The sequence below is a fragment of the Microbacterium longlingense genome, assembly GCF_058349825.2.
The window spans coordinates 174,191-186,564 of record NZ_JBYRJA020000003.1; the positions used below are offsets into that span (position 1 = coordinate 174,191).

Here is a 12,374-nt window from a genome sequence, read left to right on the forward strand (position 1 = left end):
AGTGTCGGACCGCATCCCGTCATAGGCTGTTGCGCATGTGCCCGCACACCGTGACAGAGGAAACCGACGAGTCCGTCGCCACGCGCGCCTGCGGCCTGTGCAGCAGCGCGTACGACGACCTCGGGGTCGTCGTCCGCGACGGGGTCGGGACGCTGCGCGTCTGGTCCTCCGATGCGACGGCGATGGACCTGGTGATCTTCGACGACGAAGACCTGGACTGGATCATCGAGACCGTCCGCCTCGACCCCGTCGGCGACGGTGTCTGGCAGGCCTCGACCCCGCTGCTCGTTCCCGGCGCACGCTACGCCATCCAGGTGACCGGTCCACAGGGAGCCGGGAACTCCTTCAACCCGAACGAACTGCTGCTGGAGCCGTACACGCGCGGAATCGTCCGCGGCACCGCCCCCGACGACTGGCGCTCGGTCGTCGTCGACGGCTCGTTCGACTGGGGCGGGGTCGCCAAGCCCGCGATTCCGATGACGGACACCGTCATCTACGAGGGTCACGTGAAGGGTCTCACGAAGCGGCATCCCGACATCCCGCCGGCGCTGCACGGCACATACGCCGGTCTCGCGCACCCCGCGATGATCGAGTACTTCCACCGGTTGGGCGTCACGTCCATTGAGCTGCTCCCGGTCCACGCCTTCCTCTCGGAGCCGTGGCTGGCCCGCCAGGGGCGCGCGAACTACTGGGGATACAACACGCTCAACTTCTTCACCCCCCACGCGCCGTACGCCTCTCGGGAGGCCCGCCGCCAGGGACCTGATGCGGTGCTGCGCGAGTTCAAGGGCATGGTGAAGCTCCTGCACGAGGCGGGGCTGGAGGTCATCCTTGATGTGGTCTACAACCACACCGCAGAGGGTGCCGAGGACGGACCTCGTTCGAGCCTGCGCGGAATCGACAACGGACGGTACTACCGCCAGCAGGACGACGGCACCTACATCGACACCACCGGGTGCGGCAACACGCTCAACACCTCCTCCGATGCTGCGGCCCGCCTGGTGCTCGATTCGCTCCGCTATTGGTCGCGGGAGGTGCAGGTCGACGGGTTCCGCTTCGATCTGGCCACGGCGCTCGGACGCGACGAGGGCCACGCGTTCACTCCGGATCATCCGCTGCTGCGCGCGATCGCGACGGATCCCGACCTCGCCGATGCCAAGATCATCGCGGAGCCGTGGGACCTGGGCTTCGACGGGTGGCAGACCGGCAACTTCGGCGCAGGCTGGCACGAGTGGAACGACCGATACCGCGACCGGGTGCGCAACTTCTGGCTGAGCGACATCGACTATGCCCGCCGCGCCTCGACCCCTCCCGTCGGCATCGGCGGTTTCGCCACCCGGCTCGCCGGATCGTCCAACACCTTCTCGGATGAGCGCGGTCCGCTTGCGAGCATCAACTTCATCACGGCGCACGACGGCTTCACCCTGCGGGATCTGGTGTCGTACAACGTCAAGCACAACGAGGGCAATGGCGAGGACAACCGCGACGGAACCGACAACAACCGTTCCTTCAACCACGGCGCGGAGGGTCCGACCCCCGATGCGGTGATCGAGGCGACGCGCCGCAAGGCGATGCGCAACCTCCTGGGCACCCTGCTGCTGTCGGCAGGAGTGCCGATGCTCACCGCGGGCGATGAGGTCGGCCGGTCGCAGGATGGCAACAACAACGCCTACGTGCATGATTCCCCGCTGACCTGGCTGGACTGGGAGCCGCTCCCCTGGCAGGAGTCGCTGCGGTCCCATGTGGAGACGCTCACCCGCCTGCGCCGCGAGAACCCGGCGTTGCGCCCCACGCACTTCGCTCGCCTGGGGGAAACGCGTCCAGGGGCGAGCCAGATGTACTGGTACAGCAACACCGGCGAGACCATGTCGATCGACGAGTGGACCGACGCCAGCCGGCGCACGCTGCAGTACTTCGCGGTGGAGGAACGGGAGGACGACCCCAACCGCGTGCTGCTCGTCGTGCACGGCAGGGAGACCTCCGTCGACGTGCGGCTGCCCGAGGTCGAGGGCGTCCGTCGCTATGTGCCGCTGTGGTCGAGCTCGGAGGAGATCCCGCGCGAGACGGACGCCGTGTTCGCGCCAGGGGATGTGATCCCGATGGGCGGCACGTCGATGCGGCTGTTCCGCGCGGAATGAGCCGTCGGCGCCGTTGTGGTTGCCTGCGCCGGCCGGGTGGTCGCACCGAGGGACGATGTGCACCGCGCGTTCCCTTTTCAGCGCCCTCCCCGGGCGATAGGTTCGGGGTGTGGCAGCAGCATCCGACGTCGTCTCCCCGTCCGGCACTCTGAGGAGCCCGGCACGGATCCCGCTGCGCAAGCAGCCCCCGGCCGGGCCTCAAGCGCCGCCGGCCCGCACCGGGCGCATCCCGCTGCTGGACCCCGCGCCGGCGGCGCCCGCCGGTTTCGCACCGAAGGCGTTCCTCGGCGAAGCGGTTCCGTTCCGCGTGGTGGCGTTCCGGGAGGGACACGATGCCATCGGGGTGCATGTTCGTCTGACCTCGCCCGGTGGAAAGAAGTCGCTGCACCGGCTGACTCCGCTCGGGGACGGCAGCGACCGGTGGGAGGCGTGGATCGCCCTCGACGAGCCGGGAACGTGGTCCTTCCGCTTCGAGGCCTTCTCTGACGACTTCGCCACCTGGGCCCACGCCGCGGCGCTGAAGATCGCGGCCGGCGTCGACGCCGATGTCATGACTACATCCGGGTCCCTCCTCCTGGCCCGCGCGGCCGCCGAGAGAGACCGTCCCGCCGCCGAGCGCGCACGGCTCACGCAGGACGCAGAAGCCCTCGCTGCGGGGGACGTCGCGGCCGCGCTCCGCGCATCGACGGACCCGGCGCTGGCGGCGCTGTTCGCCGACCGTCCGCTCATGTCCCTGCCGAGCCGCACCGGCGCGCACACCATCCTGGTCGAGCGCACACGCGCGGGCGTCGGTGCCTGGTACGAGTTCTTCCCCCGTTCCGAGGGCGCGGTGCGCCACCCCGACGGAACCGTCACCAGCGGCACGTTCCGCACGGCGGCGGAGCGGTTGCCTGGCGTCGCGGGGATGGGCTTCGAGGTCGTCTATCTCGTTCCGGTTCATCCGATCGGAGAGACCAACCGCAAGGGGCGCAACAACACCCTCACCGCCCAGCCGGGCGACCCCGGCTCGCCCTACGCGATCGGCGCAGCCGCGGGCGGACACGACGCCGTCCACCCCGACCTCGGCACCCTGGAAGACTTCCGCTCTTTCGTGGCGGCCGCCGCGGCGCACGGGCTCGAGGTGGCGCTCGACCTCGCCCTGCAGGCTTCACCGGACCACCCGTGGGTCACGGAGCACCCGGAGTGGTTCACGACCCTCCCCGACGGTTCGATCGCCTACGCGGAGAACCCGCCGAAGAAGTACCAGGACATCTACCCGCTGAACTTCGACAACGACCCGGACGGCATCTCCCAGGAGATGCTGCGCATCGTCCGGCACTGGGTCGACCAGGGGGTGAAGATCTTCCGGGTCGACAACCCGCACACCAAGCCGCTGCGCTTCTGGGAGTGGCTGATCGCCACCGTGAACGCGGAGGACCCCGACGTGATCTTCCTGGCGGAGGCCTTCACCCGGCCGGCGGTGATGCGGGCCCTCGCCGCGGTGGGGTTCCAGCAGAGCTACACCTACTTCACCTGGCGCAACACCAAAGCGGAGCTCGAGGAGTTCCTGACGTCGGTCTCGCACGACACCGCCGACTACATGCGGCCCAACATGTTCGTGAACACCCATGACATCCTCACCGAGTACCTGCAGTTCGGCGGCAGGGCCGCCTACCGCATCCGCGCGTGCATCGCCGCGACCGCCGCTCCCACGTACGGGGTCTACGCCGGCTTCGAGCTCTTCGAGAACGTCGCCAGACCGGGCTCGGAGGAGAACATCGACAACGAGAAGTACGAGTTCGCGTTCCGCGACTGGGAGGGCGCAGAAGCCGCGGGCGATTCTCTGGCGCCGCTGCTGCGACGGCTCAACGAGATCCGTCGCGAGCATCCCGCGCTCCGGCAGCTGCGCAACCTCGCCGTGCACTGGAGCGATGACGACGCCGTCCTCGTCTTCTCCAAGCATCTGGACGCCGCGTTCACCGGAACCGGCACGGACGACACGATCATCGTCGTCGCCAATGTCGACCCGCACTCCGTGCGGGAGACCACGATCCATCTCGACACCGCCGTGTGGGGTGTCGAGCCCGGTCACGCCTTCGAGGTCGAGGATCTCCTCACCGGACAGACATGGACCTGGAGCGACCACAACTACGTGCGCCTGGATGCCTTCACGGAGCCGGTGCACATCCTCCGGGTGAAGGGATGAGGATCATGAATGCACTCGACGAGGCCCTGGTGACGGCGGTGGCGAACGGTTCGCACCATGATCCCCATTCCTACCTGGGAACCCATCAGGACGGCGCTGGCCGCACGATCATCCGCGTCAGGCGCCCCCTCGCGGAGGCGGTCACCGTCCTGCTCTCCGACGGCAACGAGCTCGGGCTCGATCATGTCGCCGACGGCATCTGGGAGGGCGGGCACGCCGGTTCCCCGCAGCCGTACCGCGTCGAGACCCTCTACGACAACGGCGAGGAGTGGACCACCGGTGACCCGTACCGCCATCGGCCCACCATCGGAGAGCTCGACCTGCATCTGATCGGCGAAGGGCGCCACGAGCGACTCTGGACGGTGCTGGGCGCGCATCCGGTGCTGGTCGACGGCGACACGGGAACGGCGTTCGCCGTCTGGGCCCCCCACGCCCGTGCGGTTCGCGTCGTCGGCGATTTCAACGGCTGGGACGGCGCCGGCCATGCGATGCGCTCACTGGGCGGCAGCGGGGTGTGGGAGCTCTTCATCCCCGATGTGCTGGCCGGGACGCGTTACAAGTACGAGATCCTCACCGACGCCGGCGCCTGGATCGACAAGGCCGACCCGATGGCGCAAGCCACCGAGGTGCCGCCGGCGACCGCGTCCGTCGTGGGCGTGTCCTCGTATGCCTGGGGCGACGGGGCATGGATGACCCGGCGCGCGGCCACCCACGCCGTCGCCCAGCCGCTCTCCGTCTACGAGGTGCACCTCGGGTCGTGGCGGAACGGGCTCGGATACCGTGACATCGCTGACCCCCTCATCGCGCACGTGCAGGCGACGGGGTTCACCCACGTGGAGTTCATGCCGTTGTCCGAGCATCCGTTCGGCGGCTCGTGGGGCTACCAGGTGTCCGGCTACTACGCCCCCACCGCGCGCTACGGCTCCCCCGACGACCTGCGCTATCTGATCGACCGCCTCCACCAGGCCGGTATCGGCGTCATCCTCGACTGGGTGCCTGGGCACTTCCCGAAGGACGCCTTCGCCCTCGGCCGCTTCGACGGCCACCCCCTCTACGAGCACCCGGATCCTCGTCGAGGCGAGCACCGCGACTGGGGCACGTACATCTTCGACTACGGGCGCAACGAGGTGCGCAACTTCCTCGTCGCCAATGCGCTGTACTGGCTCGAGGAGTTCCACGTCGACGGCCTGCGCGTGGATGCCGTGGCATCGATGCTGTACCTGGACTATTCGCGCAACGACGGCGAATGGGAACCGAACGTCCACGGCGGGCGCGAGAATCTCGAGGCGATCCGGTTCCTGCAGGAGGTCAATGCCACCGCCTATCGCCGCCACCCCGGGATCATGATGATCGCCGAGGAGTCCACCAGCTTCCCCGGGGTCACCGCGCCCACCGACCACGCGGGACTCGGCTTCGGATTCAAATGGAACATGGGCTGGATGAACGACTCCCTCGTGTACATCCAGCGGGATCCGATCCACCGCTCTCACCACGAGGGCGAGATGACGTTCTCGTTCGTCTACGCCTTCGGCGAGAACTACCTCCTCCCGATCAGCCACGACGAAGTGGTGCACGGCAAGGGAAGCCTGCTGTCCAAGATGCCGGGAGACCACTTCCACAAGCTCGCCAACATGCGCGCCTACCTGGCGTACATGTGGGCCCATCCCGGCAAGAACCTGCTGTTCATGGGGCAGGAATTCGGTCAGCTCTCGGAGTGGTCAGAAAGCCGTGAACTGGACTGGTGGCTGCTGGACCAGCCTTCGCACGAACAACTGCTCGGCTTCATCGGCTCCCTCAACCGCACCTATCGCGGTCATGCGCCGCTGTGGGAGCGCGACAGCGACCGTACGTCGTTCACCCGCCTCGGCGCTCCGCGCTGGAACCCGAACGTCATCTCGTTCGTGCGGCGCGACGCCCACGGCGGTCATCTGGCCGTTGTCAGCAACTTCGCCGGGACGCCGCTCACAGGCTTCGAGCTCGACCTGCCCCTGCCGGGGATCTGGGAAGAGGTCCTCAACACCGACGCCGCGGAACACGGTGGCCGCGGGGACGGCAATCTCGGCATCGTGCACGCCGCAGAGAACGGCGACGACGGGCAGCCACGGGCGACCATGACGCTGCCGGCGCTGTCGACCCTGTGGCTGCGATACCAGCGCGAGCCGCACCTGTATCCGAAGGTCGGCCGGGGCTGATCCGCCCCGGCCCGCGCCCGGAGCCCGGAACGCTCCGGGCGCTCAGAACAGCAGCGAGGTGAGGCGCGTGCGCGCCGGCTGGACGCGCGGGTCACCCTCCCCCACGAGACCGAACAGCTCGACGAGGCGCTCGCGCACGCGCGTGCGGTCATCGCCGTCCCGCCGGGCGAACAGATCGAGCAGACGGTCGAACGCGTCGCTCACGTGCCCGCCGGAGACGTCCAGGTCTGCGACGAGGAACTGCGCATCGATGTCGTCGGGGGCCGCCGCCGCGGCCGCGCGCGCCTCCTGCAGATCAACGCCCTGCACACGCTGGAGCAGGCGCACCTGCCCGAGGCCGGCGCGCGCCTCCTCGTCGTGCGGGTTCTCGGCGATGGCCTGCTCATAGGCCGTCACCGCGCCGGCGTAGTCGCCCGCCTCGATGGCGGCGTACGCCTGCGCGTGCAGCGGCGGCAGCTCCGGCTCTGCCGGTTCCTGCTCCGCTGCGTCGTCCCCGGTGGGAACCGTCCCGGTCACACCGTTCTGCGCTGCGAGCTCCAGCAGCTGAGCGAACACCTGACGCACCTGATCCTCCGGCACGGCACCGTTGAAGAGCGGAACCGGCTGGCCGCCGACCAGAGCGACCACCATCGGGATCGACTGCGCCCGGAACGCCTGAGCCAGCTGCGGGTTGGCGTCGACATCCACCTTGCCGAGCACCACGCGTCCGCCGAGCTCGGTGACGACCTTCTCCAGAATCGGGCCGAGCTGCTTGCACGGGCCGCACCACTCCGCCCACAGGTCGATGACCACCGGAACCTGCCGCGAGAGCTCGAGCGCCTGCGGGAAGGTGGCATCGGTGAGGTCGAACACGAGGTCGATGCCCGCCAGGCCCGCGCCGTTCTCGCCACCCGGCTGCGCAGCCGTCGAGCGGTGACGGAGAGAGGACAGATCAACGGCACCGCGCAGTGCGGCAGCGGGCATATCGCTCACGGGACAACCTCCACGGATAGAAGATCCTGCTTGACGGCCAGGAGCTGGATGGGTGAACTCGATCCCTGTGCCGGGATCGCGAAGAAGAGCTGGATGCCGTAGGTTGTGACGAATCCCTTCGAGGATTCCTCGACCCCGGTCAGGACCTTGGCCGGAACGTTGTCGGAGAGACGGATGTCGGCGTCGCTCTGCGTCGGCACGATGGTCTCGACGTCGCGCAGCGAGACGGCGACGACCGCGCCGCTGTCCAGGCTCGACAGACCGATCGGCGCGACATCGCTGGCCTCGAGGTCGAACGAGGCGGACGATGTCTCCGCGGCGCCGTCCGCCGTGAGCCGGTCGGTGACGGCCTTCCTGCTCTCCCGGATCGAGGCGGCGAAGTCGTTGGCGACCGGATCGAAGAGCGCCGCATTGGCGCTGTCGGGTCCCTCGTCCACCAGGTCGGCGAAGGCCTGGGCGACCTCGTCCGGCTGCACAGCCAGGAAGGCCGAGTCCGGGGGGGTCAGCTTGGCGCCCAGCCAGGCAGGCGGCAGGTCCGGCGTGAGCGCCGATGCCTGCATCTCGCCGATGTAGGACACCTGATACTCGCTCCAGGGGTCGTTCTGCACCACCAGCATCATCACCGGGGGCACGGTCTCCTCCTCGCCCGCTTCGACGAGCATCATCGTGGTACGCGGCCACGAGTCGTACGCCTGCGGAAGGAGGATCTCGATGTCACCGGACGGGATCGCCACCGGGGCTGCCTGTTCCGAGGCCCCGGCGCGCACCGCATAGTTCGTCAGGCGCGCGCGCAGGGGGTCGCCGGTGAGGCGGGTCGCGGCGAGATCGCCGTCGCCCGCAGCGTCCGCGTCGGCCACGGTCTGCGCGATGCGCGCGAGGATGACCTTCGCCTGGGCCTCCGTCATCGCCGGAGCCTGCTGGTTCTCCGGCGCGACGACCTCTTCGGTCGGTGTCGGCGTCGGCGTGGATGCGAACTGCGGCCACGCCTCCGCCGTGCATCCGGTGGCGAGGAGGGCTGTGAGGCCGAGGGCCGGCAGCGCGAGCGCCAGGCGCGTGCGGCGCACCGGTGCCGCGGCACGATTCGACGTTCCCTCGCCCAGTTCGCGGCGGTCTGCGGCCGGGTCGAGCTCGATCGGCTCTGTCGGCGGCAGCGGCGGCGGGCCCTTGCGGCGCGGGCCGCGGCCGCGCCGGGAATGCCGGATCGCCAGGATGTAGAGCACCAGGCCGACGAGAATCAGCACGGACCCGGCGACGATCAGCGGTCCGGACCACGGCGTCGCGTTGGTCAGCGGCCAGCGGACGGCGATGGCCGCCGGCGCCGGGGCGGTGCCGTAGGAGGACACCAGCAGGCTCATGCCGTCGGGAACCTGCAGACGCAGCTCCTGAACACCATCACCCGGATACTCCTGGATCCACAGGTCGGAGCCCGCAGGGTTGCGCCCGGTGACCGCGCCGTCCGCGGCATCTGCTGCGGCGCCGTCCTCCGGCTCCGCAGCGGCTTCCGCCTCCGCCGGGTCTTCCGGCTGTGCGACGACGGCCGCGGGAACCAGGGTCGCCTGCGGCACACCCTCCTCGTCGGTCGTGATCGCGTTGTACTCCGCGTCGCTGAGCCAGGCGGTCATGTCGGCGCTGCGGCCGAGAGCCACCAGGAACTCGCCGTCGCCACGGATCTCCAGCGTCTGGGAGCCGGGCTGGGTGCGCAGCACCTCGCCGTCGATGACCGTGTAGAGCGCGGGCTGCTCCACCGTGAGGTCCTGCTGCGCCTCGGACGGACCGAGGAACATCGGCGTGCGCTGGATCGCTCCCCCGGCGATCAGCAGCGCAGCCAGGACGAAGGCGGCCACAGCCCAGACGAAACGCACGAAAAGCCTCCTCGGCGGCGCGCCCCTCGGATGGCCAGCACGCTCGACCGTTCAGCCTAGCGAAGCCTCCTGAAAGTTGCCCACGAGGCATCGTGGCTGCGCCACCAGCCGGTCGCTGCCGGATTCGGCGGGTCGCTCCGGATAGCCTGGGTCGAGACCTCCGAGGAGAATCGATGAAGATCCACAACCCGTTCCGAACAGCGCTGGTCGCAACGCTCGGCGTCGGTCTCGGCATCGTGCTCATCGGGAGCCTGGAAGCACTGTCGACGATCCTCCTCTACGTCGGAACGGCGCTGTTCCTGAGCCTCGGCCTGGATCCGGTCGTGTCGTTCCTGGAGCGTCGCAAGCTTCCCCGCTGGGCGGCCGTCATCGTGACGATCCTCGGGATGCTCGGCATCTTCGCCTCGATCATCCTGATGGTGCTCCCGGTGCTCGCCAGCCAGGTCACGCAGCTGGTCGATCAGGTGACCCGCCTGCTCAGCCGACCGCGGGTGTGGAACGACATCCAGGAATGGATGCTGGAGACGTTCCCGAACCTCGACGTGGAACGGGTGCTCGACGAGGCGCAGACGTGGTTGCTCGGCAACCTCGACGCGATCACGTCCGGTGTGATCGCCGTCAGCGTGGGAGTGGCGTCCGGTCTGATGGGCGCGTTCATCGTGCTGATCCTGACCATCTACTTCACGGCATCGACGCCGTCGCTGAAGGCCGCCGTGTACAGCGTCGTCCCGGCGTCCAAGCGCAGCAGGTTCGTCGATCTCGCCGAGCAGATCACGGCATCTGTGGGCTTCTACGTCATCGGGCAGCTCACCATGGGCGTGATCAACGGCGTGCTCAGCGCCGTGTTCCTCACCGTCATCGGCGCTCCCTTCCCCGCCGTGCTTGCCGTGGTGGCGTTCTTCTTCTCGCTGATCCCCCTGGTCGGAACGCTGACCGGCTCGACGATCATCGTGCTCGCCTGCCTCCTGCCCGGGGTCGGGTCGCCCACCACCGCGATCATCGCGGCGGTCTACTACCTGATCTACATGCAGATCGAGGCATATGTCATCTCCCCGCGCGTGATGAACCGCGCGGTCTCCGTGCCCGGCGCCGTCGTGGTGGTCGCTGCACTCGCCGGTGGCGCACTGCTCGGGCTGCTCGGCGCCCTCATCGCGATCCCGGTCGCAGCGAGCATTCTGATCATCATCCGTCAGGTACTGATCCCGCGGATGAACGAGCGGTAGTCCCGCGCCCGCGACCACATCCGGTCGCGGGAACGTCGTCAGCGCGGCCAGCGAGTGGGCAGCGGCAGAGCGGCCGGGTTGACCGCCCGGACGATCTCATCGAGCACCCGTCTGGTCTGGTTCTCGCCCACCCACAGATGCTTGCCGCCGTCGACCGCGATGAGCTCGGCGTGCGGGATCGCCGCGAAACGCTCCCGCGCCTCCTCCGGCCGCAGGTAGTCGTCGAACTCCGGCACCAGGATCACCACCCGGCGCTCATCGCCCGCCCAGGCCGCCACATCCGCGGCGGTCGCGCGGTGCAACGGCGGCGAGAGCAGGATCACGCCCTCGACATCGTGCTGTCGGCCGAACTTCAGCGCGAGCTCGGTTCCGAACGACCAGCCCACCAGCCACGGCCGCGGCAGATGGCGCTCGCGAACGAGGTCCATCGCCGCGGCGACGTCGTCCTCTTCGGCCACGCCGTCGCCGAAGGCACCCTCACTGGTCCCCCGCGGCGAGCGGGTCCCGCGGGTGTTGAAGCGCAGCACCGCGAGGTCGGCCAGCGCCGGGAGCCGGGCGGCGGCCTTACGCAGAATGTGGGAGTCCATGAAACCGCCGGCGGTCGGCAGCGGGTGCAGGGTCACCAGGGTCGCCACCGGGGCGACATCGGCGGGTTGCGCGAGCTCGCCGACCAACGAGAGGCCGTCCGCCGTGTGCAGCACGATCTCTTCCCGCCGAGCGGGAAGCTGCCGCGGACCGCGGATCTCGTTGGCGGTGTCTTCGTCGGTCATCCGATCCTCCAGCAGTGCGTATGCCAGTGTCGTCGCGCGGCGAGGTCCGCCGCCTCCCCCATCACGCCGTCCGCGCTCCACACCACGACATGCGGTGTCCCGGGGACGATCGATGCCACACAGCCAGGACAGACGTAATCCTTGACCGCCCGCACGCCAGAGACTGGCTGCACGTACCACTCGCGTCCGCGACGCGTCTCGGTGCGTTTCCAGCCGGCGAGAAGCCGCTCGAAGGAGTCGTCGCCCGGGGGCTCCGGCCGGCGACGTCGAGGAGAACGGGGCATCGGGCTATCCGCCTACCACCAGTGGTTGTTGGACCAGAACTCATAGGCGCCGGCCCAGCTGCCGTACCGGCCCACCGCATAGCCGTTCGCCCAGCGCAGGTTGTCGACCGGATCGAAGCAGTTGCCGGGAACCTTGCCGCAGGGCAGAGCCTGCACCAGCCCGCTTGCCCCCGACGAGGAGTTGACGGCGTTCGGGTTCCAGCCGCTCTCCCGGCTGACGATGTAGTCGACGTACTGCCAGTCGTTCGGATCGATCCCGGCGGCGGCAAGCCACTCGGACGACGAGCCGCTCCCGGTGTAGAAGGGCGCATCGGAGCCGCCGCCGGAGCCGCCGCTGTCACCGTCATCGCCGCCGGACGACGTCGTCGCCGGCTCAGGGGTGGGCGTCGGTGTCGGCGTGACGTAGACCTCGAAGGCACCACGCGTGATCGGCTGGGACTCGGAGCCCTCCACGGTCACCGTGATCGATTGCACTTCCCCGGCGGCGATCGCAAACGCCGTCGTCGCCGCCTCGGCGGGCGGGGGCTCCAGCAGGGAGAGCCCGGTGGGGGCGATGATCGCGGAGGCGAACCCGACCACCGCGATGCCCGCGAGAACGCCGCGGATGCCACGGCGATGCCCTCCGGACGGCGCTGCCCCCCGCGATGCGGTCAGGGCATCGGGGCGAGGGGTGCGTGAGAAGGAGTCGTTGCCAGAAGTCACAGTGCACCGATTCTACCGCTCGAAAGCTGGGCGCGTCATGGATCCG

9 protein-coding genes are annotated in these 12,374 nt (G+C 69.2%); 4 read left to right on the forward strand and 5 right to left on the reverse strand.

The window, feature by feature from the left end; all coding sequences use genetic code 11:
* The first annotated feature begins 35 nt into the window (after positions 1 to 35).
* The 3 genes from glgX to glgB all read left to right on the forward strand — a co-directional run bounded on the left by glgX (position 36) and on the right by glgB (position 6,515).
* Positions 36 to 2,138, forward strand: coding sequence for a glycogen debranching protein GlgX (gene glgX, locus AC3RXY_RS06080; protein WP_491509999.1), 2,103 nt, complete (start codon positions 36 to 38; stop codon positions 2,136 to 2,138).
* Positions 2,139 to 2,247: 109 nt separating this feature from the next.
* Complete coding sequence (locus AC3RXY_RS06085; protein ID WP_491510000.1) at positions 2,248 to 4,323, forward strand: alpha-1,4-glucan--maltose-1-phosphate maltosyltransferase; 2,076 nt, start codon at positions 2,248 to 2,250, stop codon at positions 4,321 to 4,323.
* Positions 4,324 to 4,328: 5 nt separating this feature from the next.
* Positions 4,329 to 6,515, forward strand: a complete 2,187-nt coding sequence (gene glgB / locus AC3RXY_RS06090; protein ID WP_491510001.1) for a 1,4-alpha-glucan branching protein GlgB — start codon at positions 4,329 to 4,331, stop codon at positions 6,513 to 6,515.
* Between the two features lie 42 nt (positions 6,516 to 6,557).
* On the opposite strand, the gene AC3RXY_RS06095 is transcribed toward glgB, so the two are convergent.
* Positions 6,558 to 7,478, reverse strand: coding sequence for a tetratricopeptide repeat protein (locus AC3RXY_RS06095; RefSeq protein ID WP_491510151.1), 921 nt, complete (start codon positions 7,476 to 7,478; stop codon positions 6,558 to 6,560).
* A gap of 5 nt (positions 7,479 to 7,483) precedes the next feature.
* Positions 7,484 to 9,349, reverse strand: a complete 1,866-nt coding sequence (locus AC3RXY_RS06100; protein WP_491510002.1) for a DUF8094 domain-containing protein — start codon at positions 9,347 to 9,349, stop codon at positions 7,484 to 7,486.
* A gap of 173 nt (positions 9,350 to 9,522) precedes the next feature.
* Between AC3RXY_RS06100 and AC3RXY_RS06105 the strand changes: the two genes are divergently transcribed.
* Positions 9,523 to 10,572, forward strand: a complete 1,050-nt coding sequence (locus AC3RXY_RS06105) for an AI-2E family transporter (RefSeq protein WP_491510003.1) — start codon at positions 9,523 to 9,525, stop codon at positions 10,570 to 10,572.
* Between the two features lie 38 nt (positions 10,573 to 10,610).
* Here AC3RXY_RS06105 and AC3RXY_RS06110 read toward each other — a convergent pair whose 3' ends face one another.
* From AC3RXY_RS06110 to AC3RXY_RS06120, 3 genes are read right to left on the reverse strand one after another with little or no spacing between them, the layout of a single operon-like run.
* Positions 10,611 to 11,342: an alpha/beta hydrolase gene (locus AC3RXY_RS06110; RefSeq protein ID WP_491510004.1), complete on the reverse strand. Its 732-nt coding sequence runs from the start codon at positions 11,340 to 11,342 to the stop codon at positions 10,611 to 10,613.
* Entirely contained in the window at positions 11,339 to 11,626 is a 288-nt protein-coding gene (locus AC3RXY_RS06115) for an Rv1322 family protein (RefSeq protein WP_491510005.1), read from the reverse strand. Before AC3RXY_RS06115 ends, AC3RXY_RS06110 begins: the two co-directional genes overlap by 4 nt.
* Before the next feature lie 12 nt (positions 11,627 to 11,638).
* Positions 11,639 to 12,328: an aggregation-promoting factor C-terminal-like domain-containing protein gene (locus AC3RXY_RS06120; protein WP_491510006.1), complete on the reverse strand. Its 690-nt coding sequence runs from the start codon at positions 12,326 to 12,328 to the stop codon at positions 11,639 to 11,641.
* Positions 12,329 to 12,374: the final 46 nt, after the last annotated feature.

Coding starts and splice junctions, on each gene's coding strand:
- glgX (WP_491509999.1), top strand. CDS start 36: ATGTGCCCGCACACCGTGACAGAGGAAACCGACGAGTCCGTCGCCACG.
- glgB (WP_491510001.1), top strand. CDS start 4,329: ATGAATGCACTCGACGAGGCCCTGGTGACGGCGGTGGCGAACGGTTCG.
- AC3RXY_RS06095 (WP_491510151.1), bottom strand. CDS start 7,478: ATGCCCGCTGCCGCACTGCGCGGTGCCGTTGATCTGTCCTCTCTCCGT.
- AC3RXY_RS06105 (WP_491510003.1), top strand. CDS start 9,523: ATGAAGATCCACAACCCGTTCCGAACAGCGCTGGTCGCAACGCTCGGC.
- AC3RXY_RS06110 (WP_491510004.1), bottom strand. CDS start 11,342: ATGACCGACGAAGACACCGCCAACGAGATCCGCGGTCCGCGGCAGCTT.
- AC3RXY_RS06115 (WP_491510005.1), bottom strand. CDS start 11,626: ATGCCCCGTTCTCCTCGACGTCGCCGGCCGGAGCCCCCGGGCGACGAC.